The organism is Agarivorans gilvus (assembly GCF_001420915.1).
In the GTDB taxonomy this organism is placed as follows: Bacteria; Pseudomonadota; Gammaproteobacteria; order Enterobacterales; family Celerinatantimonadaceae; genus Agarivorans; species Agarivorans gilvus.
On the sequence record NZ_CP013021.1, the window covers coordinates 3,819,381 to 3,843,448 of the forward strand.

The window sequence follows — 24,068 nt, forward strand, 5'->3', positions numbered from 1 at the left end:
AACCCCGTTATCGGGGTTTGTTTGTAGGTGGAGCATGTCACATTTAAATTATAATCACCTGTATTACTTCTGGATGACTTATAAGCGTGGCTCGGTTACGGCCGCCGCAGAGGCTCTGTTTCTTACTCCACAAACGGTCACCGGACAAATTAAGTTATTAGAGCAGCGTTTTTCCGGTGAATTGTTTATTCGGCGTGGGCCTAAAATTACCCCCACCGAGCTTGGCCATCTGGTTTACCGTTATGCGGACCGCATGTTTAGTCTAAGCTACGAAATGTTAGATATTGTGAATTATTCCCAGCAGGAGAAGCTGCTGTTTGAAGTAGGGGTGGCTGATGCTTTGTCTAAGCGACTTGCTAGCCGTATTTTACTCTCTGCTGTGCCGCCCAATGGTAACATCCGCTTACGCTGCGTGGAGTCTACCCATGACTTATTACTGTCGCAGTTAGCCGAACATAAGCTTGATATGATTTTGTCTGACTGTGGATTAGATCATGCGCAGCAAAACGGTGTACTAAGTAAAAAGCTGGGTGAGAGCAGCATTGCTTTTTTTGCGAACGAACCGCTACCTACTCTCGATTTCCCTGCCTGCTTAGAACAGCGCAGCTTGTTATTACCCTCTCGTACCAGTGCCTTAGGCAGAAAGTTGTCTACATGGTTTGATGGCTTGGGCTTAAATGTATCGGTATTGGGTGAATTTGATGACGCTGCCTTAATGAAAGCCTTTGGTGCGTATACCGATGGTATTTTTGTCGCACCGGCTATTTACACCGAAGAGATTTTAGCTAATCCCAATACGCGTTTAATTGGTATAGCTAAAGAATTGACCGAGGAATACCACCTATTGTTTGCTGAGCGGATGATTCAACATCCCTCGGTTCAACAGCTATGTAATAGCGACTTTTCGAGTTTGTTTTCTGGTCAGCGACAATTACAAGACGAAGCTGAAATACTAAATTTTGCGGATCCCAATAATTAGCACTAATTGTGTTATTTAAATGCAATTTGACAGCAGTTAATTGATATTTATAGCTTTTTTTCATGTGATTTAGCTCGATGTTTTAGCTTTTAGTGCCATGTTTTTTTGAAGTTAAACGTTTTTATAATAAAAAGCGCTTAATTATTCGTCATTCAACTCTTACTCTCCATCGAAAACATATCAACACGATTTCGACTCAAAGGCTCGGTTTCTCCATTGCTATTGAGTCAACTCCAATAAATGGCTAGCAAAGACTAGTCAAATGAACGTTCTGTTAGCTCTGCGTTACGGCAATAGAGCTGTTGTTCAGAAACGCTTAAGCCCATCCATCTCAATGGGCTTAATTGGCGATGCGAAAGGCATCTAAGCGCAGAAACGAACGGTAGTTGGGCAATTCAAATTCGGTTAACACTAAACTTTCCCATGTTTGGCTTCTGCATTTTTAACGGCGAGTAATACGTATGAGTGGCTTGAGAGCGACGAGTGCGGGAAAGGAAGCAAATCATGAAAAAGGTGTTTGCCATAAGTATGGTGGCAGCCTCGATCTCTGCGCAGGCAGAAATTGCGGCAACCCATATTTATCACAACCATATGCCAAACTTTTGGCCTTATTACGACGTAAGTGAATACGATAATCTGGCGGTAGGTGAAGCCATTCGTTATACCTACGACGGTCAAGTAATTAATCTCAAAAACAACCCTCCAGCTAATTACACATTTTTTATTCCAGGCAGTGGCGCTCCCATGCCGCATGATGATTTAGTCTCTTACTATCAGCATCATGCTAAAACTGGTGCGTACCTTAGCTGGCCGATGGATACGGCTTTAGGCAACAATGGTAATCATCCGCAGAGTCAAACCCATGTGACGATGTCGGCGTCGGTGATCAATAACGTACAAAGCTTTGCCGAGCTGGGAAACCTTAGTGGTTACAACCTAGGCTGGGGCGACTATTGGCGTAATACCCAAGCAGCCACTAAAACCACTAATGGTTATAAAGCCTTAGATACCATTCACTTCTCTGGCCACCACTCGATGGGGCCTTTGGTAGGTAATGATTATTTCTTAAAAGATTTGATCTACCAAAATGTGACCTTGGCGCAAGACTATTTCTTAGGCGACTCTTTTACCTCGTCTAAAGGTTTCTTCCCCACCGAGTTAGGGTTCTCTGAGCGAATTATTCCAGCGCTAACTAAGTTGGGCATCGAGTGGTCGGTATTGGGTAACGTGCACTATTCACGTACCTTACGAGACTACCCTTATCTTAATGACCCAGGTAAAGATACTTTAGTGTCACCACCAAACCGAGCTGACTTACAAAATGTCAGTGATATTGGTGCATGGACCGAGCTGCACATGTTTAATGAGCAGCAGACTACCTATAATAAATTTCCTTTCGCTTCTATTCCTCACTGGGTGCAATATGTTGACCCTGAAACCGGTGAAGAGCATAGGGTAGCGGGGATCCCTGTTGAGCAAGCGAGTTCTTGGGAAGAAGGTTATCAAGGTTCGATTACTGCCGATGTATTAAAGGGTTTTGAAGGCGATGCCGCATCAATTGGTCGTACTCAATACTTCACCATTGCTCATGATGGCGATAACTCATCAGGCCGAGCGGGTGATGGCGGTACTTGGGCGAACTCTGGCAATGTTACCTATGCTGACAGCGCTGTACGAGGCATGGGGGTTGACGAATACCTGCAAGCCTACCCGATCCCTGCCGACGATGTAGTACACGTTCAAGATGGTTCTTGGATTGATACTCGAGACTCTTCAGCCGATCCAACGTGGTATCACTGGCACATTCCAATGGGCGTGTGGGCAGGACAAATGGCTGATTTCAATACCGTTCACGGTACTGATTTCGAGGCAACTCGCCAGCACATGGTATCACTGGAACTGGGTTACCATTATTTAGAGCGTAACTTCGCCTTGTTACAAGCGGCTGAAAACTATGCTAAAACCGCTGAGCAAATTTGGTTGGATAATAATCCAAATTATTGGAGCCCAACTACGGCCTTAGATAATGAAGTCACCTACCCTGGTAACCAGTTAAACCCTTGGATGATGTCTTACCCTGTTAAGGGGGATGCAGCGAATAACTACGCCGGTGGCGCTAACCCTGCTGAGTTAGGTTGGTACTTCTTAATTGCATCGATCGATTCAGGTTTTGGTTACTACGATGAAAACGTAGATGACGGGGTTAAACCTACTGTTTCGTTTAATCAGTCTTTACACTTCACTCAACCTTATGTGGAAGCTAATTTAAGCCAAGATCAAACCGGCCCATCTATTTGGTGGCCACAACGTTACCCCTATAACCCAGGTAGTGCTAACTCAAGTAAGGCCGAAGGTTGGGCAACCGTTTATGCCGATACTAAGTTTGCTATCTATACCTACGGTTACGACGTAAGTGGTATTCAAGACATTAAAGTGAAGGTGCGTGTTCACACCGACAAGTGGGCTACTGCTACGGATAAAACCTTCAAGCTTTATGATCCTAGTGCCCATGCCAGCGATCCTAACGTTGACCCATCACGGGTGGGTGAATGGCAAACCTTTAGTATGACCGAGCGAGACCTTAGTGGTGACATTAATGGTGTAGATTGGCAGCCTAGCGGTAAGGAAATGTTTGAAGTGGTTCCTGCTGAAAAGATTGGCAATATGTACTTTAGCTACATCGACCAGTATCAAGAGCAGTTGTTGGACTACTACATTGAAGCTACCGATAGTAAAGGCAACGTAACCCGTTCTGAAATCCAACAGGTTTATGTGGGGGCTGGTCAGTTTAGTGCTGTAGGCAATCAAATTGTTGAAGACCTAAATGGTGAGATTGCTGGTGAAGCGATGTTCTTCACTGACAATGTAGTAGTAGGTGACAAACGCCCAGTTGCTGTGATTGATGCCACAGGCGGTGAAGTCGAAGCAGGTACCGTGGTAACCCTAAGCGCAGCTGGTTCAACTGATGAAGAAGGCCCTATTGCTAGTTACTTATGGAGCACTGGTGAGACCACTCCTTCTATTAGCGTGACTCTTGATGAGCGTACGACTATTTCGGTCACTGTGACCGACAGTGTTGGCCAAACGGCTTCTGCTAGTGTGACTTATCGTATTGCTGGGCAGTCTTTAACTAGCACGGTGTATTATCAAGATACTAACGGCTGGGGACAGGTTTGTTTGCATTACACTGTGGATGGTGCAGTAACTTGGACTACCGCGCCTGGTGAAGAGATGCAAAGCTTGGGAGATAACTGGTACAGCTTGACAGTTGATTTGGTAGACGAGACTCAGTTGGAGTTTGTTACTAACAACTGTAGTGGTGCTTGGGACAACAATGGCGGACAAAACTATCAAGTCAGTGATGGTGTTTGGAGTGTTGCCGCCGGTGCCATTGCCGCAGGGCTCCCCGATGGCCTAGATGGTAACGCTGCTCCTGTTGCGGTGATTAGCCCTGCTAGTCAAACTGTGACTAAAGGCACTGTTGTTACTCTTAGCGCAGCAGGCTCAAGTGATAGCGATGGATCTATTGCCAGTTATGCTTGGAGCACAGGTGAAAGCAGTGAAGCGATTACTGTAACGGTAAATGAAACACAAACCATTAGCCTGACGGTGACTGACGAGCTAGGTAAAACAGCGAGTACCTCTGTTACCCTAACGGTAGCGCCTAATGTTGCGCCTGTGGCGGTGATTTCTCCAGATAGCCAAACCGTAGCAGCGGGTACCACGGTTACCTTGAGTGCGGCTAATTCTAGCGACCAAGATGGTTCAATCGCCAGTTATCTATGGAGCACCGGAGCGACTACGCAAAGCATTGACGTAGTGGTTAATGAAACTCAAACGATTACTCTAACAGTAACAGACAACGAAGGTGTTAGTAGCAGTGCTGAAGTAGTACTCAGCGTTGCAGGTGATGATAAAGCTAAAAACTTCGAGCAACTATACTTCCGTGGTACGGCTAACGCTTGGCAGACTAGTGCAATGCAGTTAGTGGCCGATAATACTTGGCAGTTGCAAGTAGAGTTTGACGGACAACCAGACCAACGCTTCAAGTTTGACCTTAACGGTGATTGGAGTATTAACTACGGCGACAATGGTGCAGATGGCAGCTTGGAGCAAACTGGCGCTGATATTTATACCAGCGTAGTAGGCACTTACTTAATCGAAGTGAACGACCAAACCATGAGCTATAGCATTAGCGAGCTTTATGCCAATAATGCGCCGGTTGCGATCATTGGGGCTTCGGCCATACAAATCGATATTGGCCAAAGCATTACCTATAGTGCTGCGGGCTCTAGCGATAGTGATGGGGTGATTGCGGCTTACTTATGGGGCAATGGTGCTACCACAGAAACCACTACTGTAACCTACGATACAGCGGGCTCTTACGGCATGACGCTTACCGTGACTGATGATGGTGGTAAAACTGCTCAAGCCTCGGTAGTGGTTGAAGTAATTGACCCAAATGCCAACTACAGTGGTCACTTCGAGCAATTGTATTTCCGTGGAACCGCTAACGGTTGGCAAACTGCGGCAATGAGTTTGGTGGCGAACAATACCTGGCAAGTGAGTGTTAGTTTTGATGGTCAGCAAGATCAACGCTTTAAGTTTGATGTGAACGGTGATTGGTCTTACAACTTTGGTGATAACAACAGCGACGGTGTAGTGGAGCAAACAGGCTCAGATATTTACACCGATGTGGTTGGTGATTACATCATCGAGTTAAATGACGCTACCATGCAATATCAAATTATCGCCCAGTAAGCGATATTTAACGACAAAAGCCGCTTTTTAGCGGCTTTTTTGTTTAAAGCTTTCTCATCATTCTGCCGCTATCTAGCGAGTCGAGATTAATTCACGTATAGTCTGCGATGAAGGCCCTAGTGAGTAGAAAGATGAACATAGAAGACATGCAGAAGAATGCCAAACCGGCATTAAAGCTATTAAAAGCCCTTGCCAACGAAAGTCGTTTAATGATTTTGTGTCATTTGTTAGAGGGTGAATTAACGGTAGGGGAATTGAATCAACGGGTTCAGTTAAGTCAATCTGCTTTATCACAACACCTAGCTTGGTTACGAAAAGACCAATTAGTGGCCACGCGTAAAGAGTCCCAAACCATCTACTATTCATTATCCAGTGAAGAGGCGAAGGCTGTATTAGGCCAATTACATAAACTGTATTGTGCTTAGTGTTGACTGACCGATAAGCTAGAGCCTGAGTTGCTTTGATGCAGCTTCTTTTTTGGCATTCACTTAGGCTAGTTTAAACTGTTCGGTTATGTATCTCGCCATATCATATAGGGTATTTTTCTTAATTTTTATATAGTTGTAGTTAGCAAACACAATGGATGGTTATGTTATCTTTATTGAAAATTTTAAAATTTAAGGCTAGAAGTGGGTTTTTATCGAAAGACTGTGAGGTTCGCCATATAGCAGGAGAGGTTATTGAAAATAGCTATAATGCTACTTTGTATACCGATCATGACCCGTCGACCAATAAATCTAAAACAACGGCTTTTCGCCGAACTGTATTAAAAGTTAGGGACCGTGAATCTGGAGAAGTATTTATAGCTGCATTTAGCCAGCGTACTGAGATTAGGCCTGGTGATCAGGTGAGGCTATTTTACTACCCGCTAAATAATAAAGATGGAACTTTTATTCCTTTTGCCCTTTATCGACATAGTGATGGTTATTTTCTCGTTGATAAAGATACAAAAACGAAAGCATCGATGGGCATGGCTGGGTACGGAGCACTGGGAAGAACATTTTCTAAACTGGTTCGCTTATTTGAGTACGCCTTAGCTTTCTTTGTTCTCGCCTATGTTTACTCTTTTCTTTCCACTTATGGGAGTGATGTGAGCGAAGGATTTCGCTTCTATGAAGAACCTTTCAAGGCTTTCTTGTGGGCGATATCAGAGCATGTACTTAATATTCCTGACGGTAGTTTAAATTCGGGTTTGATCTTTGCTGCAGTAGGCACTGTCGTAGGAGTGTATCTGATTGAGCAATTCACTGATCTTTTTCTGCCATCGGTGGTGACAGGTAAACGAGTGTTCAGACGATTCAAGAAAGAAGTACCCCGTATAGCCTAAAATTCATAATATTGAGCTGTTAGGCGCTTTGTTAGACATAAAAAAACCGGCTTAAGCCGGTTTTTTTTCAAGCTCTTAATTTTTAGATTAAAGAGCGTTGATTTTAGCAACTAGGCGGCTCTTATGACGAGCGGCTTTGTTTTTGCTGATCAAACCTTTAGACGCGTAACGGTCTAGAACAGGTTGAGCGGCTTGGTATGCAACTTGTGCTGCTTCTTTATCGCCGGCTTCGATAGCTGCAATAACTTTTTTCAAATTAGTGCGCATCATAGAGCGACGGCTAGCGTTATGTTGACGACGCTTTTCAGCTTGGATAGCGCGTTTTTTAGCTGACTTAATATTAGCCAAGTGTAACTCCTGAACTTTGTCTTGGAATTATGAATTTAAAGGCCGTGGAATATGCCCGTTTTTCATGTTTATGTCAAACAATTTTTAACCAACTATAAAATCCAAGCAAGTAAAACTGAAGTAATTGCTCTGCCCGTAGCATCGATCTTTATAGGCGGGTAAACTGTGGCGCAATTCTACCAGCATTTTTTATGTTAGGGCAGAGGAAATTGTATTAATTAGCTTCAGGAATCGGCATTGAGTAGAACTTTGTTAAAATCAGGCGCCATTGTAAGTGCGATGACGCTGATTTCCCGCGTATTGGGCTTAGCCAGAGATGTGGTGATAGCCAATTTAATGGGCGCAGGAGTGGCGGCGGACGTATTTTTCTTTGCCAATAAAATTCCTAATTTCTTGCGTCGTTTGTTTGCCGAGGGCGCGTTTGCCCAGGCCTTTGTTCCGGTTCTCACTGAATACAAGCAAACCAGTAGCGAAGACGAGGTCAGACAGCTGGTCGCCAAAGTGAGCGGCACCTTGGGCGCGGCGGTAAGCGTGGTGACTTTATTGGGGATAGTAGGCTCTCCTTTAGTTGCCGCGTTATTTGGTACCGGATGGTTTATTTCATGGCTGAATGACGGCCCCGATGCCGCTAAATTCGAGTTATCGGCCTTTTTGTTGAAAATCACCTTTCCTTATTTGTGGTTTGTTACTTTTACCGGCTTATCTGGCGCCATTCTGAACGCCTTTGGTCGTTTTGCTGTGGCGGCCTTTACTCCGGTGTTACTCAACGTGGTGATTATTGGTTTTGCGCTGTGGGTATCACCGCAGTTGGCTCAGCCAGAAGTGGGTTTGGCCATGGGGTCTTTTTTGGTGGCTTGTTACAGTTTCTGTTTCAGCTACCTTTCTTGTTTAGGTTGAAGCTGCTGTGCAAACCCAGTTGGGGTTGGCGCCATCCTGGTGTGGTAAAAATACGTACACTGATGATTCCTGCTTTATTTGGGGTATCGGTCAGTCAAATCAACCTGTTGCTGGATACCCTGATTGCCAGCTTCCTGGTGACTGGCTCAATCTCGTGGTTGTACTATTCAGATCGTTTATTGGAGTTCCCCTTAGGCCTATTTGGTATTGCCATCGCCACGGTGATTTTACCCAGTTTGTCGCAGCGCCATGTTGATAAAAGTCCTCAGCAATTTCAACAAACCATGGACTGGGCGGTACGCATGGTGTGTTTCTTGGGGATCCCTGCGGCGATAGGTTTGGCAATGTTAGGCCAGCCTATTTTGCAGGTCTTGTTCATGCGAGGTGCCTTTGATCAACAAGATGTCCTTAATGCTTCCTATAGTTTGATGGCTTATAGCGGAGGCTTGCTGTTCTTCATGTTGGTGAAGGTCTTGGCGCCCGGCTATTACTCGCGTCAAGACACTAAAACGCCAGTAAAGATTGGCATTATCGCCATGTTAAGCAATATGGGCTTCAATTTTATTTTTGCCATTCCTTATGGTTATGTAGGTTTGGCGATAGCTACGGCCCTTTCGGCCCTGTTAAATGCTAGTTTGTTATATCGAGGTCTATATCGCCAAGGGGTGTATCGTTTAAGTTCTGCGACCTTACTCTGTATTGCTAAAATTGTTGTGGCTTCGCTATTGATGGGTGGGCTTATAGGCTATTTATCCCCCTCTGCTAATGAGTGGTTTGATTTAACTTGGTCGCAGAGTGTGCTGCAACTGATTATCTGTATCTTCGCGGCGTTTTTGGGCTACCTGATTTTATTATTCGGATTAGGGATCCGTTTAGCGCATTTGAAAAGCAGTTTCGGGGCTGTAACTGGGGACTAAACAAGCTATAATCCGCGAGTTTTTGACGAAATAGGCGCCGGAATGGAGTTAATTCGCGGTATACGCAACATTAAAGCACGCCATTATGGCTGTGCTTTAAGTATTGGTAATTTTGATGGTGTGCATTTAGGCCATCAGCAGGTGATTAAGTGTTTGGTGGAACAAGCTCGCCAGCGCAGCTTGCCGGCTGTGGTAATGATATTTGAGCCGCAACCTCTAGAAGTGTTTGCTAAACATCAAGCTCCAGCTCGAATTAGCCGTTTTCGCGATAAATACCAACAGCTAAAAGCGCTAGGGGTGGATCGCTTATTGGTGGTGCGTTTTAGTCATGCCTTTGCCCAGCAAAGCGCTGACTATTTCATTCGTCATTTATTGGTGGAGTTGTTGGGTGTTAAATACCTTGCCGTGGGCGATGATTTTCATTTTGGCAAGGGGCGTGAGGGCAATTTTGCTCTGCTGCAAGCGGCCAAAGCCGAGTTTGGTTTTGAGCTCACCGCTAGCGATTCATTTTGTATGAATCAGCAACGCGTCAGTAGTACTCTATTGCGCCAATACTTAGCTGAATCAGATTTTAATTCGGTGGCGCAATTGTTGGGTCGCCGATTTAGCTTTAATGGCAAAGTAATTCACGGCCAAAAGTTGGGGCGTCAGTTAGGTTTTGCTACGGCTAATTTAAAAGTGGCGCGTCATGTATGTCCAATCCATGGGGTGTTTGCTGTTAAGGCCTACATAGAACATCAGCCCGAGCATCGCTTTTCAGGGATTGCTAATATTGGCTGGCGGCCTACCGCCGCAGGAAAAGATTTATTGGTAGAGGCTCACTTATTTGAGTTCGATGCCGCACTGTATGGACAGCGCTTAGTGGTTGAACCGCAGTTAAAGATACGAGATGAACAAAAATTCGATTCGCTTGAGGCCTTAAAAACTCAAGTGGATCTCGATATTAAGCGAGCAAAAGCCTACTATGGCCTTGCTGAGTAATAGACTGGAAACGTAATTCGATGAGCGACTATAAAGATACTCTTAACCTACCTGAAACTGAATTCCCGATGCGAGGCAATTTAGCGAACCGCGAACCTGCCATGCTGAAACGCTGGAACGAAAAAGATCTGTATGGCCAAATTAGAAAGGCCAAAAAAGGTAAGAAAAGCTTTATTTTGCATGATGGTCCTCCTTACGCTAACGGTAATATTCACCTTGGTCATGCGGTAAACAAGGTACTCAAAGACATCATCATTAAATCGAAAACCTTGTCTGATTTCGATTCTCCTTATGTGCCTGGCTGGGACTGTCATGGTCTGCCCATCGAATTACAAGTAGAGAAGAAAGTCGGTAAGCCGGGTAAGAAGGTTACTGCTGCTGAATTTCGTCAAAAATGTCGTGATTATGCTGCCAAACAAATTGATGGGCAGCGTAGTGACTTTATTCGCATGGGTATTTTAGGTGATTGGCAAAATCCTTACCTCACCATGAACTTTGATACCGAAGCCAACATCATTCGCGCTTTGGCTAAAATCATCGATAACGGCCACCTACTACAAGGCTCAAAGCCAGTTCACTGGTGTACTGATTGTGGTAGTGCGTTAGCTGAAGCTGAAGTGGAATATGAAGACAAAACCTCTCCAGCTATTGATGTACGTTTTACCGCCGTTGATGAAGAGCAGGTATTAGCCAAGTTTGCCCATCCTGATGGTGTCAGTGGTGAAGGCCCAATCTCTGCAGTTATTTGGACTACTACGCCTTGGACGCTACCGGCAAACCGCGCGGTGGCCTTAAATGCTCATCTTGAATATGTGTTGGTGCAAATTGAAACCGAAGTGGGTAAAGAGCGTTTAATTTTAGCCCGAGAATTGATGGAGCAGTGTGTTGAGCGCTTTGGCGCTAAGCACTACCATGCTTTGGGTTACTGTCAGGGCCAAGATTTAGAGCTAGTGCAACTGAAACACCCCTTCTATGACTTTACCGTTCCAGTGATTTTGGGTGACCATGTTACTACGGAGTCTGGTACTGGTTGTGTGCATACCGCACCAGGCCATGGTCAAGAAGACTTCGCGGTAGGTCAAAAATATCACTTAGAAGTAGCAAACCCAGTGGGGGATAACGGCGTGTACTTGGCTGATACCGAGTTTTTTGCTGGCCAGCACGTATTTAAAGCCAATGATAGTGTAGTAGAGAAGCTTAAAGAAACCGGCGCTTTATTACACCACCATGCTTACCGTCATAGCTACCCACATTGTTGGCGCCATAAAACCCCAATTATTTTCCGTGCCACGCCGCAGTGGTTTGTGAGCATGGACCAAAATGGTTTGCGTAAGCAAGCGATGCAAGAGATTGAAAAAACGCAGTGGATCCCTGAATGGGGCCAAAGCCGTATCGAAAGCATGGTAGAAAATCGCCCAGATTGGTGTATCTCGCGTCAGCGTACTTGGGGCGTACCGATTGCCTTGTTTGTTCATCGTGAAACTAATCAATTACACCCTCGCGCAGTTGAGCTAATGGAAGAAGTAGCGAAACGTGTTGAGCAAACCGGTATTCAAGCTTGGTGGGATTTAGACGCAACAGAATTGTTAGGTGATGAAGCAGAGCAATACCGTAAAGTTGAAGATACTTTAGACGTATGGTTTGATTCCGGCTCGACTCACTCAAGCGTAGTCGCTGCACGTAAAGAATTTAATGGTCATTCAGCCGATATGTACCTTGAAGGCTCTGACCAACACCGTGGCTGGTTCCAATCGTCCTTGATGATTTCAACCGCTATCAGCGGCAAGGCGCCTTACCGCCAAGTATTAACCCATGGTTTTACCGTGGATGCCAATGGCCATAAGTTCTCTAAATCTTTAGGTAATGGTATTGCGCCACAAGATATCTGGAACAAGCTTGGTTCTGACATCCTACGTTTATGGATTGCTTCAACTAACTACTCGGCAGAAATGACCGTATCGGATGAAGTGTTTAAACGTAGTGCCGATGCTTATCGTCGTATTCGTAATACTTCCCGCTTCTTGTTGGCTAACTTGGCCGGATTTGAGCCAGAGCAGCATCTTGTTGCAGCGGAAGATATGGTTGAGCTTGACCGCTGGGTAGTTGGCCGCGCCGCTGCTGTACAACAAGAGATTGTTGATGCTTACGAGCAGTATCAATTCCACGTGGTGTATCAAAAGCTTATGCACTTCTGTTCAATCGAATTGGGTAGCTTCTATTTAGATATCATCAAAGATCGTCAATACACGGCTAAAGCCGATGGTATTGCTCGTCGTTCATGTCAAACCGCCTTGTATCATATTGCCGAAGCGCTGACTCGTTGGATTGCGCCGATTTTAAGCTTTACCGCCGATGAAATTTGGCAAGCTTTACCGGGGCAACGTAGCGAGTTTGTGTTTACCGAAACTTGGTACGAAGGCTTAAGCGCCCTAGCGCAAGATAGCGGTATTAACGATGAGTTTTGGGCTCAGCTGATCACTATTCGTGATGAAGTGAATAAGAGCTTAGAGCAAGCGCGTCGTGACAAGAAAATTGGTGGAACCTTGGAAGCCAAGGTGACTTTATTTGTTGATGCAGAGTTGGAGAAAGTGCTAGCGCAATTGGGTGATGAGTTACGGTTCGTATTATTAACCTCTGATGTCACTCTTAAGCCTTTAGCTGAAGCTGGCAGTGATGCGGTAGAGACTGAACTAAGCAATCTTAAGGTCACTGTAGAAGTTGCTGAAGCTGAAAAATGTGAGCGCTGCTGGCACCATCGGGAAGATGTGGGTAGCAACCCTGAACATCCTGGTCTTTGCGGACGTTGCGTAACTAACGTAGCGGGTGAAGGTGAGCAACGTCGTTATGCATAGTCAGCTTACCGCAAGTAAAGCCAATAGCAGTGGTCTGCGTTGGCTTTGGTTAAGTGTTCTGGTGTTTGCGCTGGATCAGCTAACTAAATTAGCCATTGCTAAGACCTTTGACCTTTATGAGTCAGTGGCAATAACGCCGTTTTTTAATTTGGTTTCAGTACGCAATTATGGTGCCGCATTTAGCTTTTTAAGTGATGCAGGTGGCTGGCAGCGCTGGTTCTTCACTGCCATTGCGGTGGTAGTGAGTGCCTTGTTACTGTGGTGGATGAAGAAAACGCCAGCCGAGCAAAAACTACCAGCGATTGCTTATGCTTTAGTCTTGGGTGGCGCTATTGGCAATGTGTTTGATCGCATCGTGTTTGGTTACGTGATTGATTTCTTAGATTTTTATGTGGGAAGTTATCATTGGCCTTCATTTAATATTGCCGACTCGGCGATTTGTATTGGCGCAGTGTTATTAGTACTAGATAGTTTTCTTTCTCCCAAAGCAAAGGATGCTAAATGATTCAGCAAGGAAGTAAGGTAGAGCTGCATTTCGTGTTGAAACTGAGTGATGGTTCTATTGCCGAGAGTACTTATAACTACCCTAAGCCGGCACAATTAGTGATAGGCGATGGCAGTTTAAGTGAGGGTTTTGAGCAGTGCTTGTTGGGTTTAAAGCCCGGCGATAAAAGCCAGTTTGAACTCTCTGCCGACCAAGCTTTTGGTCAAAGCAATCCTGATAATATTCAGCATTTTGAGCGTAGTAAGTTTGGAGAAGACGCGCCCGCAGAAGAAGGCAATATTATTGCCTTCGCCCAACCCAATGGCAGCGAAATTCCCGGCATTGTGCGAGCCGTTACTGGCGATTCGGTGACAGTGGACTTTAATCATCCGCTTGCTGGCCAAAACGTCATTTTTGAAGTAGAAATTTTAGCGGTAAATTAAGGAGTAATAGTGGAGATACTATTAGCCAATCCTCGAGGTTTTTGTGCCGGTGTCGACCGCGCTATTTCTATTGTTGAGCGTGCCCTAGAAATGTTTGGCGCGCCTATTTATGTGCGCCACGAAGTGGTACATAACCGCTATGTGGTAGATGGTTTACGTAAACGTGGTGCGGAGTTTGTTGACGAACTAAGTGATGTTCCTGAAGGCAGCATTTGTATTTTTAGCGCCCATGGTGTGTCGCAAGCCGTTCGTATTGAAGCCAAGCAACGTTCATTAAAAATATTTGATGCCACTTGTCCCTTAGTGACGAAAGTGCACATGGAAGTCACCCGTGCCAGCCGCAAGGGCATAGAGTGTGTGTTGATTGGTCACCAAGGCCATCCTGAAGTGAACGGCACAATGGGACAGTACGATAATCCTGAGGGCGGAATTTACCTCGTGGAGACGGTGGAAGATGTTGCCAAACTCAAGGTGAAAAAGCCCCAGCAACTGTTTTATTGTACTCAAACCACGCTGTCTGTAGATGATACCTCGGCTATCATTGATGCGCTGCGCGAAACCTTTCCAGATATTCAAGGGCCACGTAAAGACGATATTTGTTATGCCACCCAGAATCGGCAGGACGCCGTAAAAGATTTGGCTGAAAAGTCTGATGTAGTATTGGTAGTGGGATCAAAGAACTCTTCCAACTCAAACCGTCTACGCGAGAAGGCTGAGAAGTCTGGTGCTCGTGCTTATCTTATTGATGGCGTGAGTGACATTAATTGTCAGTGGTTTGAAGAGCATAGTCGAATTGGCGTTACTGCCGGTGCCTCTGCCCCAGAAATCTTAGTGCAGGAAGTGGTCACTGGCTTAAAAGCGATGGGCGGCGTTACGGTAGTGGAAAACCCTGGCCGTGAAGAAAATACCATTTTTGAAGTTCCCGCCGAATTACGTATTCGCCAACAAAATTAAACGCCTCTCTCATATAGCGTAAAAAACGCAGCAATCTGTGTTGTTTTACGCTATAACCGTAAATATTGATTATTTGTTAAGGCCTCACTATATCGATAGCGGGAAAGCATCAAGGATGGGTTGGTAGGGATGCAAACTAAGGTTAAACTTCGAGCTAGAGGCTTTACTCTGATCGAAGTGATTATCACCACTTTTATATTGGCGATAGGCTTGCTTGCCGTTGTTGCAATGCAGGCTGTTGCTAAACGTTCAAGTTTTGAAACTCAGCAGCGTACTGTGGCTATGCAGCTCGCTGAAGATATGGTTGAACGTATTCGTTTAAATAATCTTGCCTGGCAAGCGAATAATCCCGCTACGGTTATTGTAGGGGATGGCCAAACTGCTAGAACAAGACCCGCCTGTGCCCAAGATAGCGGCATGATGAGCAATTGCTCCATGGCCGATTTGGTTAATTACGATCTCTACCATTGGGAGTATGCGCTTAATGCTAACTCCGCTGAGTCTACTGGTGGTTTGGTAAAACCTAACGGCTGTGTCTTATTAAGCCCTCAAGGTCAGCTCACTGTGGTGGTCAGCTGGGTATCTAGGCAATCATTTACAGGGATTGCTAGCGGTAATACGGTTGAAGAAAACTGCGGTGCCGAGTCAGATAAGCGTCGTAGCATGCTACTAAGTACCTGGGTGGCGTCATGATTCAGCAGCGCGGTTTTACTCTAGTAGAATGGTTGATTGCCATCGTTATAGGTTTATTTCTCACTGCGGGTATAGGTAGTTTTCTGGTGGCCTCTCAGCGCAGCACCGAATCCACTTACCATAGTGAACAGTTGATGGACAGTGGTCGTATCGCGATGCACTTGATTACTCGCGACTTACAAATGGTGGGCTTTTTTGGCGAATACACTGGCAAACCGATGGTACGAAATTCTGGTGTTATCTTGGCTGCTGGCGCAAATGGCGCAATAGCCAATGACTGTACTATTGATTGGGTGGGTAGTACTCCCGAAGGCTCTTTTCCTTCTGCTGATGGGCGCTTTAGCCCGCTGTTTGTAGGGAAGGTGAGTAGTTCTAATTCTCTAAGTGGGCAATATGCCTGCGTCGCCAACCGCAGTAACCTGGTGGTGGATTCTGATGTGATAGGGATTAAACGGGTGATTGGCGCACCGATGGCTGCTCAGACAGATCTCGATGATAACCGTTACTATTTTGCGGCTAATACGGCTACCTCACAGATTTTCACTAAAACCGATACTTGGCCTACCCAGGCGGCTATGCCCGGTCGTCAAGTTTGGGAATACCAGCATATTGTGTATTTTCTCGACGTCAGTCCTCAATCGGGTTTACCCGTTTTACGTCAGCTGCACTTAACAAAGAACAGTGGCATGCTTTTGGCCGGAAGTGGTCCTTTGGTTGAAGGCATTGAGCGAATGCGCGTGCTGTTGGGAGTGGATACTGATACCACTCAGGACGGTGCAATTAACGATTTTGTAGCGGCTAGTGCGGTGACGCCCTTGCAGTGGAGCGAGGGCCGAGTATTGGGAGCAAAAGTCTTTTTACTGGTGCGCTCATTAACTGAAGATCAAAACTATACTAATGAGACAAGCTACCAACTTGGTGACATCACCGTCGCAGCGGCTAACGACCATTATCGTCGCGCCTTATTTGAGTCAGTGGTTTCATTCAGGAATATGAGGTATTGATGCGAAATGTTTTGATGCAGCGAACACAAAGTGGCGCTGCCTTATTTGTTGCCATGATCTTTCTGTTGATTCTGAGTTTTCTTGGTGGAGTTTTGCTGAGTAATTCTAATCAAGGCTTAAAAATTGTTTCGGCTATGGGGACCGTCTGGGAGCAGAGCATGAATTGGAAGGTGAGATGAGTGAGTTGGTGATTGACCCTGACTTACAAGGAGCGATTGGTTCAATGGTTCCTGCTGCGTCTATGCCTGTTTCGGACTTTGTTGCCGGGGCTGATGGAACATTAAGACATACTGTAGATGGAGTGTGCTCACGTAGCTTTAATGCTAGTAGTAACAATGCAATTACTCAGTGTCGTTATGTAAGAGCAGACGCGAATAAGAATTACGGAAAGGCAAATCGAGCATCCACTTCAATAGCTGCCGGTATAGAGCAGCCGATGCTTTAACTATAAACGGTAAATAGCAGGCTACCAGCCTGCTGAATAGACAAGGAGAGAGCAGATGAACACTCGGTTGAAATCGGGACTGCTTGCTTGGTTGTGCTCAGTGGCAGTAACTATGCCAGTTTGGGCAGATGATACAGAACTTTTCTTATTTGATTTTAATAGTTTAAGTTCTGCGGATCCTAAAGTATTGATCATTTTCGACACCTCGGGGAGTATGGCTTGGAATATTACCACTCGCGAAGGTTATAACCGCGACAACAATGGTGATGTGGAATATCAAGACTACCCTGAGGCGATTAGTTCACAAAATAGCCTAAACAATGAGTTCATTTACTTCACGGTAAATGGTGTGGACGGTTCTTACATTCCTACCGGGGCTAACGACGACCGGCGTTTTATTTGGGATATCAATAACTGTGCCACCTCTTATGAAGCGCTAGCTAAGAACGGCATCTTTACTGGCTACTTTCGCGAGCATCGCGTTCAGGGGGCACCGGTTCTTGGGAGGACGTGCGTTTAAATAATGGCGCAAACTATACTGTACTAGATTGTCTTGATGACTATGATTTAGCTAGCGATCCCAGCACTGGCGAATTGTTAGATGAAAACGGTAACCCTCGCTCCTTTACTGTTAAATTGCAAGATCGCGATGGCAATTTTGTTGATAAAGAAATTAAAACTATTAACCCAGGCCAATATCGGATTAGCAATAATGCTTATGAAGCCGCGCCGCAAGGCCATCCAATCAATGGCGCAGCAAGAAATACCGAAGACTTTTACACCTTAAATAAAGCGGATGCTGAGCAAACCACCAAAGCCACCTTTGATGACGGTTACCTAATAACATTATATTCGGCTAACTATCTGCGCTGGTATCACTACGGAGATGCTACAACCACTCGCCCGCGGATCGAAATTGCTCAAGAGGCGATGGAAAATGCCCTCAACACCATTAATGGCGTTAAGTTTGGTTTAATGGTATTTAACGAGTCTAATCATGGTGGACGAGTCATTAGAGGTATTCAAGCCTCTGATGATAACCAGGATTTAATTTCTGATATTATCGATTTAACCGCTGAGGGGGGACGCCCTTGGTGGAAACCCTAATGGAAGCTAAGCATTACTTTGCCGGCGAAGCCGTTGACTATGGGAAAAGGGGTAACAATTCTGAACAAAATGATCGCGATAGAAGTATAGAGTCAAATAATAACTATATTTCGCCCTATGAAGTGGGCTGTGATAGTTCCATTAATATTATTTATGTCACCGATGGTACCCCCTCCGTTGATGACGAAGAAAATACCAACGTAGGCAATTTGCCGATCAATACTCCGAATGTAGCAGGCTGTGATGGTGCCACCACGGTGAATGGTTGTACTTGGAAGAACCCGGTTGGTTTTGGTACTGGAAGCGAAACAAGTTATTTACCAGTACTGGCTAAATGGATGAATACTAATGATATTAATCCCGATATGGCTGGCCGCCAATATGCCAAGATTTCGACTATTGGTTTTGGTGAACAGGTAATTGAAGGCGGCTCCGCAATGTTAATCAAAACAGCGGAAAATGCCCAAGGTCGTTTTTATCCAGCTGAGGATGGGGTGGCTTTAGAAGCGGCATTTCGTCAGGCTCTTATTGGTATTTATGAAGAGACTTCTTCGCTAGTATCACCTGCGGTGACCAGTAACAACTTCGACCGCACTCGCACCCTAGACCGAGTTTATTATGCGATGTTTAAGCCCTCTCTCACACCGCGTTGGCGAGGCAATCTGAAAAAGCTTCAGTTGACCCCCGCGGGCTATATGGCCGATCAAAATGGTCAGCCTGCGATTGGTGCCGACGGTTCGATCATCGACGAAGCCAAGACTTATTGGTCGTCAATTAAAGATGGTAATAATGTCGAGCTAGGTGGGGTGTCAGAAACCCTAGCCAGTAACGATTCGCGTAACGTGTATTTCAATCAAACTAATAATGGTAGTTTTAGCCGTTTTACCAGTGCTAACCTAGAGACTCGGGCGGGTAGTACTACTTTATTAGCCGATCATTTAGGTGTACCTGAAGCCGATCTAACAGAACATATTGATTGGATCAAAGGCGCCGATGTTGACGATGATGATGGCGATAGTAGCACCACCATTCGTAATGATTTGATGGGTGACCCTTTGCATTCGCGTCCCTTAGTCATTAACTACGGTTTACGCAGTGGTGCAGATGCAGGTAGTACTGACCCCGACGATATGGATATTCGCATTTTGGTTGGCACCAATGGCGGGGCCATGCACCTATTTAAGGATGCGGGGGCTACGGTATCCGAAAGCTGGGCTTTCTTTCCTTATGAATTATTAGGACGACAGCTGACATTACGCAATAACAGTGCTAGTTCGCAACATGTTTATGGGGTTGATGGTACGCCTACCGTCTTCTTAAAAGATGTTGATAACGATGGAAAATATACATCTAGCGGCGATAAGGTGTTGGTATTTACTGGCCTGCGGCGCGGCGGTGATGCCTATTACGGCATGGACTTGACCAACCCAGATTTACCTAAAATGCTGTGGAAGATAGATAGCTCTAGCACTGGTATGAGTGAATTAGGGCAAAGTTGGTCACAACCTAGTGTGGGTTATGTACCAGGGCATAGTAACCCTGTGGTGATTTTTGGTGCGGGTTATGATGTGAACCAAGACTTAGCTACCCCTGCAGCTGATGATCAAGGTCGAGGCGTTTTCATTGTTGATGCCTTAGATGGCAGTTTGGTTTGGAGCCTAACCAACGCCGATGACGCGCGTTTGACCCATAGTGTTCCTGCTCGCGTTGCCACCTTGGATGCTGATGGTGACGGTGCTATTGACCGACTCTATTTTGGTGATACTGGTGGTCAAGTATGGCGAGTAGATCTTTATTCTAGCAATCAAGATAAGTGGAAAATGACCGCTTTAGCCAGCATTAGTGATCAGTCGGAAGTGACCCAACGTCGTAAGTTTTTCACTGAACCAGTGATTGTGAGAACTTATTTGAAAAAACTAACTCGGGTGACCACTGGGGAAGGAGAAAACCAAGTTACCATCACCGATGCTCAGCAAATTCCTTACGATGCGGTATTAATAGGTAGTGGTGACCGGACTAAGCCGGTAAGTGATAAAGATCCGGATGGGGTGGATAACAGTTTCTATATGTTCCGAGATTACAATGTACAGCCAACGGATTTTACCGCGCTGGACTCAAGCTCGCAGCCAGTGGCGATAGCGTCCAATGAGTTATATAACATCACTAGCGATCCTATTGGCAGTTTAAGTGATGAAACCGCCATTGAAACTCAGCTGATTGCGCTGGGTTCTGCCAAAGGTTGGGTTTATAACTTGCTTGACGACGGAGAAAAATCATTGGGAGCGGCTTTGGTATTGGGCGGTGAGTTGTACTTTACTTCTTTTATTCCCGAAACGACTAACTCAGAAACCTGTACTATTCCTACCATTGGTAAAGGACGTACTTACGCGGTAAACATGCATATAGGCGTTAATACCAGTAGCTCTCGCTACTATGATGTGGATAACAAAGTACCTGATGACTTGATTATTCACTCTGGTGAAGACGAGCAGGGGGAATCGGTAGTCCGAGTATTTGGTGGTGACCCTGGAGAAGACCTCGATTACGACGACCAAGATGAAACTCAAGAGCACACTTGTGAAGAAGCTGGCGCGTGTTCTCAGGGTTCTCGAGAGGCCAATATGAATATGAGCCCTAAACAAATTTACTTTTATTTTAATGAGGATTAAATGAGTCGTTTAGTACGTGGCGTAACGCTGATTGAATTAATGATTGCGGTGGCGATTGTGGCAATTTTAGCTGCGGTCGCTTACCCAGCTTACACCTCGTTTGTGGCTGAATCGCGCCGCTCAGAGGCGAAGAAAGAGCTGGCTAGCTTGGCGGTATTACAAGAGCAGTTTTATGTGGATAATTCAGTTTATGCCTCTGATTTGGTGAGTTTAGGTTTAGCAGCCTCAGGAGCCACCAGTTACAATACCGAGAATGCGTATTATAAGATTACTTTAAGCACCTCTTCGGCAAATAGTACCTATACCGCCCAGGCGACCGCTATTGGTTCTCAACTATCCGCAGATACAGATTGCAAAATATTTAGCATTAATGATGAGGGTGCCAAGTTAGCTAAGGACGCTCTCGGAAATACAAACTCAGACTGTTGGTGATAACTATGAAAGGCTTAACAATATTGGTATTGGTGATGCTACCGCTTTCGTTTAGCTGGGGTAAAACCGTTAAATGTTATATGGCTGGGGATAAAGGTAAGGATCAAGTAGTCATAGCAACACCTAAGGGTCTAAGTAATATGCAGGAGATTAATGATGAAATGTATCGTCGTTATGCCGAGCATGGTAAAACGATAAATAAATTAGGTAACATTACTCAATTTGAATGTGTTGAGTTTGAGCGCAAGTTTAGTAGTAAAGCTGCCAATACTCGCTTTTCAGAAATGCAATATTAAGCGGTTTTTATAATGGGCAAGTTGCTTCGGTATCAAAGCGCACGCTGCCCCCTTTACTTACGGCTACTCCTTTTATGTAGCTATTGTCATTTGAACAGAAATAAACCCTGCCGGAGTTACCTGAAATAAGCCCATCGCTTCTAAATGATAAGGAATTGATTGCGCCAACAAAGCCGGTGCTACCGGCTTTATTAAAGGGATTGGCCGCTTGTAATACTTTTTCCCCCACATCTCGCTTAGTATTACCATTATCGTCGGCAAATACCGTTAAACCTGCATCCGCGTCCCCGCCGCAGTCACTACCGTTACTCGCTAGCGCACAGATTACTACCGTTTGGTTGAGATCGATCGCTTGGCTTCGAGCAAAACGGATTTCTCGCATTATACGATTGGCCGAAGCATCTCCCGATATTGATTGAAATAGGCCATTTAAACTAGGTACGCCTATGCCGAGTAAGATAACGGCAATCGCCACGGTGACCATTAATTCTAATAAAGTAAAGCCCAGTTGTTGTTTCAAGAGACGCTGCCTTTCATTCCATTGTTACTTTAATAATATACCGCTGAAAAAAATCTTGCTGGCTTAGCTTAACGTTATCATAGCAAACATGGTTTTGTGCAATCGAATAAACCAATAAGGGATGGCGCCGACATTTTTGTTGGCTTAGTCGCTGGTTGCCTAGAGAGTTGTTTTGAGATGGTTTTATGCTGGATATTTTCACCTTTTTAACAATTTCCTGCATCTAGCAGGTGCTTAACATTGTCACTTGCTTGCGCTTGGCTTAAAGTAAAGGCATAGCGTGTCAACAAAATGAAATATAAGGAAGTTTATATGAAGCAAGTAACGGCAATTATCAAGCCATTTAAAATGGATGATGTTCGCGAAGCTTTAGCGGAAATTGGTATCACCGGTATGACGGTCACCGAAGTAAAAGGCTTTGGCCGCCAGAAAGGGCATACAGAACTGTACCGTGGTGCAGAGTACAAAGTTGATTTTCTTCCGAAAATGAAACTGGAGTTAGTGGTTCAGCAAGACGATCTTGATCGTTGTATCGAAACTATCGTGAAAACAGCCCAAACCGGTAAAATTGGTGATGGTAAGATTTTTGTGCGTGATGTTGACCGAGTTATTCGTATTCGTACTGGTGAAGAAAACGACGACGCTATTTAACAGTTATTGTTTTGGTTGCTTGAGTAATTTTTAGCATCCGCCAGCTCAATTTTTGCTTACTTCTATAAATAATCCGAGTCTTGCTACTCGGATTATTTTTTATGCTTTCTTTGGTATCTTTGCCTAGCCCTCGCTTGTTTGCCGTTTGTATTTTTTGCCGTTTGAGGGCAAGATAAGCGGGTTGTTTATAAGCAACATATTCTCAGGGCGGGGTGTAACTCCCCACCGGCGGTAGTTAGTTGTTAAGCTAAGAGCCCGCGAGCGCCTAGGTATATTTCTAAGTATATTTAGGGTCAGCAGATCTGGTGAATCCCACAAGGGGCTAGTCCAGAGCCGACGGTAATTTACAGCGTGCTGTAATCAGTCCGGATGGAAGAGAATCATGTATCAAAGTACTACCTATCTAATGGGGAGTAGACTTAGCCTTTGGCTAAGCTTTTGTTGATGCCGATAATTTACTTCGAACCTAGTTCGAAGACATTCCTATTGCCCTGATTCTGGAAACCTAATCTTGTAGTTTAAGGACTTTAACCATGAATCAGTCATTACTTGCCGAATACGGCAATTCCATGCAACGTGTCGAGGCCGCTTTAGCCGCATTAGCTAAAGGCCACGGGGTATTGTTAGTTGACGATGAAGATCGTGAAAACGAAGGCGATCTTATTTTTGCAGCAGAAACACTCACTAATCAGCAAATGGCGCTGTTAATTCGTGAATGTAGCGGTATTGTTTGTTTGTGTTTGAACGATGATAAAATCAAACAATTACAGCTTCCACCAATGGTTAGCGATAATTCTAGTCAATTTGGTACAGCTTTTACCGTGAGCATTGAAGCCAAAGTAGGAGTGACGACCGGCGTATCCGCAGCCGACCGAGTGACCACCATTAAAACTGCTATCGCCGATGATGCCAAAGCTGAAGATTTAGCCCGTCCCGGCCATGTATATCCTTTACGCGCCCAGCCCGGTGGCGTGCTTTCGCGTCGTGGTCATACCGAAGGTACGGTTGATCTAATGAGTTTAGCCGGCTTGCGTCCAGCCGGTGTATTGTGCGAACTCACCATGGCCGATGGCACTATGGCCCGTTTACCGCAAATTGTGGAATTCGCCCGGCAACATGATATGCCAGTATTGAGCATCGAAGATATTGTCAGTTACCGCAAAGCGACCATCGAGCAAGCCAGCTAAGACACTACCGACGACACAAAAAATTAGGGGCTCATGGCGAGCCCCTAATGGATTAAGCGTTTAGTTCTATTGTTGTTATATGTTGTTACAGTGTAAACACCTGATAAAAATATAACGTATT

At 45.1% G+C, this 24,068-nt stretch carries 21 protein-coding genes, 1 pseudogene and 1 riboswitch; of the genes and pseudogenes, 20 read left to right on the forward strand and 2 right to left on the reverse strand.

Annotation, left to right across the window (positions count from 1 at the left end):
• The first annotated feature begins 34 nt into the window (after positions 1-34).
• The 4 genes from nhaR to AR383_RS18180 all read left to right on the forward strand — a co-directional run bounded on the left by nhaR (position 35) and on the right by AR383_RS18180 (position 7,067).
• Positions 35-979 carry a transcriptional activator NhaR gene (nhaR, locus tag AR383_RS18165; protein WP_055734411.1) on the forward strand — a complete coding sequence of 315 codons (945 nt, stop codon included), beginning with the start codon at positions 35-37 and terminating at the stop codon, positions 977-979.
• Positions 980-1,483: 504 nt separating this feature from the next.
• Positions 1,484-5,740: a PKD domain-containing protein gene (locus tag AR383_RS22540; protein WP_055734412.1), complete on the forward strand. Its 4,257-nt coding sequence runs from the start codon at positions 1,484-1,486 to the stop codon at positions 5,738-5,740.
• Between the two features lie 131 nt (positions 5,741-5,871).
• Positions 5,872-6,165: an ArsR/SmtB family transcription factor gene (locus AR383_RS18175; RefSeq protein WP_055734413.1), complete on the forward strand. Its 294-nt coding sequence runs from the start codon at positions 5,872-5,874 to the stop codon at positions 6,163-6,165.
• A gap of 164 nt (positions 6,166-6,329) precedes the next feature.
• Positions 6,330-7,067 (forward strand): hypothetical protein, encoded by a 738-nt coding sequence (locus AR383_RS18180; protein ID WP_157051787.1) that lies wholly within the window; start codon positions 6,330-6,332, stop codon positions 7,065-7,067.
• An 87-nt stretch (positions 7,068-7,154) separates the two neighbouring features.
• Here AR383_RS18180 and rpsT read toward each other — a convergent pair whose 3' ends face one another.
• Entirely contained in the window at positions 7,155-7,415 is a 261-nt protein-coding gene (gene rpsT / locus AR383_RS18185; RefSeq protein ID WP_055734415.1) for a 30S ribosomal protein S20, read from the reverse strand.
• Between the two features lie 336 nt (positions 7,416-7,751).
• On the opposite strand from rpsT, the pseudogene murJ reads away from it, so the two are divergent.
• The 14 genes and pseudogenes from murJ (at position 7,752) to AR383_RS18260 (ending at position 21,589) form a co-directional block, all read left to right on the forward strand.
• Positions 7,752-9,229, forward strand: a pseudogene (gene murJ / locus AR383_RS18190) (murein biosynthesis integral membrane protein MurJ).
• Between the two features lie 42 nt (positions 9,230-9,271).
• Complete coding sequence (gene ribF, locus AR383_RS18195) at positions 9,272-10,210, forward strand: bifunctional riboflavin kinase/FAD synthetase (protein ID WP_055734416.1); 939 nt, start codon at positions 9,272-9,274, stop codon at positions 10,208-10,210.
• A 20-nt stretch (positions 10,211-10,230) separates the two neighbouring features.
• Complete coding sequence (gene ileS / locus AR383_RS18200; protein WP_055734417.1) at positions 10,231-13,062, forward strand: isoleucine--tRNA ligase; 2,832 nt, start codon at positions 10,231-10,233, stop codon at positions 13,060-13,062.
• Positions 13,055-13,567: a signal peptidase II gene (gene lspA / locus AR383_RS18205; protein WP_055734418.1), complete on the forward strand. Its 513-nt coding sequence runs from the start codon at positions 13,055-13,057 to the stop codon at positions 13,565-13,567. Before ileS ends, lspA begins: the two co-directional genes overlap by 8 nt.
• On the forward strand, positions 13,564-13,989 hold the full coding sequence (fkpB, locus tag AR383_RS18210; protein ID WP_055734419.1) for an FKBP-type peptidyl-prolyl cis-trans isomerase: 426 nt from the start codon (positions 13,564-13,566) through the stop codon (positions 13,987-13,989). Before lspA ends, fkpB begins: the two co-directional genes overlap by 4 nt.
• Before the next feature lie 9 nt (positions 13,990-13,998).
• Positions 13,999-14,943 carry a 4-hydroxy-3-methylbut-2-enyl diphosphate reductase gene (ispH, locus tag AR383_RS18215; RefSeq protein WP_055734420.1) on the forward strand — a complete coding sequence of 315 codons (945 nt, stop codon included), beginning with the start codon at positions 13,999-14,001 and terminating at the stop codon, positions 14,941-14,943.
• A gap of 129 nt (positions 14,944-15,072) precedes the next feature.
• Positions 15,073-15,636 carry a type IV pilus modification protein PilV gene (gene pilV, locus AR383_RS18220; protein ID WP_055734421.1) on the forward strand — a complete coding sequence of 188 codons (564 nt, stop codon included), beginning with the start codon at positions 15,073-15,075 and terminating at the stop codon, positions 15,634-15,636.
• Complete coding sequence (locus tag AR383_RS18225) at positions 15,633-16,640, forward strand: PilW family protein (RefSeq protein WP_055734422.1); 1,008 nt, start codon at positions 15,633-15,635, stop codon at positions 16,638-16,640. Before pilV ends, AR383_RS18225 begins: the two co-directional genes overlap by 4 nt.
• Positions 16,641-16,815: 175 nt before the next feature.
• Entirely contained in the window at positions 16,816-17,085 is a 270-nt protein-coding gene (locus tag AR383_RS18235) for a hypothetical protein (RefSeq protein ID WP_055734424.1), read from the forward strand.
• 55 nt (positions 17,086-17,140) lie between these two features.
• Positions 17,141-17,605, forward strand: a complete 465-nt coding sequence (locus tag AR383_RS18240; protein ID WP_055734425.1) for a hypothetical protein — start codon at positions 17,141-17,143, stop codon at positions 17,603-17,605.
• Positions 17,596-18,192 (forward strand): hypothetical protein, encoded by a 597-nt coding sequence (locus AR383_RS18245; protein WP_055734426.1) that lies wholly within the window; start codon positions 17,596-17,598, stop codon positions 18,190-18,192. The genes AR383_RS18240 and AR383_RS18245 overlap by 10 nt, the downstream gene beginning before the upstream one ends.
• Positions 18,192-20,861, forward strand: a complete 2,670-nt coding sequence (locus AR383_RS18250) for a pilus assembly protein (RefSeq protein ID WP_055734427.1) — start codon at positions 18,192-18,194, stop codon at positions 20,859-20,861. The genes AR383_RS18245 and AR383_RS18250 overlap by 1 nt, the downstream gene beginning before the upstream one ends.
• Positions 20,862-21,293, forward strand: a complete 432-nt coding sequence (locus AR383_RS18255) for a type IV pilin protein (protein WP_055734428.1) — start codon at positions 20,862-20,864, stop codon at positions 21,291-21,293. It abuts the gene before it with no gap.
• Positions 21,294-21,298: 5 nt separating this feature from the next.
• Positions 21,299-21,589, forward strand: coding sequence for a hypothetical protein (locus AR383_RS18260; protein ID WP_055734429.1), 291 nt, complete (start codon positions 21,299-21,301; stop codon positions 21,587-21,589).
• Positions 21,590-21,596: 7 nt separating this feature from the next.
• On the opposite strand, the gene AR383_RS18265 is transcribed toward AR383_RS18260, so the two are convergent.
• The gene (locus tag AR383_RS18265) at positions 21,597-22,109 is read right to left on the reverse strand and encodes a GspH/FimT family pseudopilin (RefSeq protein ID WP_055734430.1); all 513 of its coding nucleotides are present in this window, start codon (positions 22,107-22,109) and stop codon (positions 21,597-21,599) included.
• 312 nt (positions 22,110-22,421) lie between these two features.
• Here AR383_RS18265 and glnB point away from each other — a divergent pair, with 312 nt between their 5' ends.
• Both glnB and ribB read left to right on the forward strand, forming a co-directional pair.
• Positions 22,422-22,760: a nitrogen regulatory protein P-II gene (glnB, locus tag AR383_RS18275; protein ID WP_055734432.1), complete on the forward strand. Its 339-nt coding sequence runs from the start codon at positions 22,422-22,424 to the stop codon at positions 22,758-22,760.
• A 194-nt stretch (positions 22,761-22,954) separates the two neighbouring features.
• Positions 22,955-23,145, forward strand: a riboswitch (FMN riboswitch).
• Positions 23,146-23,293: 148 nt separating this feature from the next.
• Positions 23,294-23,947, forward strand: coding sequence for a 3,4-dihydroxy-2-butanone-4-phosphate synthase (gene ribB / locus AR383_RS18280; RefSeq protein ID WP_055734433.1), 654 nt, complete (start codon positions 23,294-23,296; stop codon positions 23,945-23,947).
• Positions 23,948-24,068: the final 121 nt, after the last annotated feature.

Bases quoted from the DNA above. Each gene is read 5' to 3' on its own strand.
- AR383_RS18180 (WP_157051787.1), top strand. From the start codon at position 6,330: ATGTTATCTTTATTGAAAATTTTAAAATTTAAGGCTAGAAGTGGGTTT.
- pilV (WP_055734421.1), top strand. From the start codon at position 15,073: ATGCAAACTAAGGTTAAACTTCGAGCTAGAGGCTTTACTCTGATCGAA.
- AR383_RS18240 (WP_055734425.1), top strand. From the start codon at position 17,141: ATGAACACTCGGTTGAAATCGGGACTGCTTGCTTGGTTGTGCTCAGTG.
- AR383_RS18255 (WP_055734428.1), top strand. From the start codon at position 20,862: ATGAGTCGTTTAGTACGTGGCGTAACGCTGATTGAATTAATGATTGCG.
- ribB (WP_055734433.1), top strand. From the start codon at position 23,294: ATGAATCAGTCATTACTTGCCGAATACGGCAATTCCATGCAACGTGTC.
- AR383_RS18250 (WP_055734427.1), top strand. From the start codon at position 18,192: ATGGAAGCTAAGCATTACTTTGCCGGCGAAGCCGTTGACTATGGGAAA.
- AR383_RS18235 (WP_055734424.1), top strand. From the start codon at position 16,816: ATGAGTGAGTTGGTGATTGACCCTGACTTACAAGGAGCGATTGGTTCA.
- ribF (WP_055734416.1), top strand. From the start codon at position 9,272: ATGGAGTTAATTCGCGGTATACGCAACATTAAAGCACGCCATTATGGC.
- AR383_RS18260 (WP_055734429.1), top strand. From the start codon at position 21,299: ATGAAAGGCTTAACAATATTGGTATTGGTGATGCTACCGCTTTCGTTT.
- glnB (WP_055734432.1), top strand. From the start codon at position 22,422: ATGAAGCAAGTAACGGCAATTATCAAGCCATTTAAAATGGATGATGTT.
- AR383_RS22540 (WP_055734412.1), top strand. From the start codon at position 1,484: ATGAAAAAGGTGTTTGCCATAAGTATGGTGGCAGCCTCGATCTCTGCG.
- AR383_RS18175 (WP_055734413.1), top strand. From the start codon at position 5,872: ATGAACATAGAAGACATGCAGAAGAATGCCAAACCGGCATTAAAGCTA.
- ileS (WP_055734417.1), top strand. From the start codon at position 10,231: ATGAGCGACTATAAAGATACTCTTAACCTACCTGAAACTGAATTCCCG.
- lspA (WP_055734418.1), top strand. From the start codon at position 13,055: ATGCATAGTCAGCTTACCGCAAGTAAAGCCAATAGCAGTGGTCTGCGT.
- fkpB (WP_055734419.1), top strand. From the start codon at position 13,564: ATGATTCAGCAAGGAAGTAAGGTAGAGCTGCATTTCGTGTTGAAACTG.
- AR383_RS18225 (WP_055734422.1), top strand. From the start codon at position 15,633: ATGATTCAGCAGCGCGGTTTTACTCTAGTAGAATGGTTGATTGCCATC.
- nhaR (WP_055734411.1), top strand. From the start codon at position 35: ATGTCACATTTAAATTATAATCACCTGTATTACTTCTGGATGACTTAT.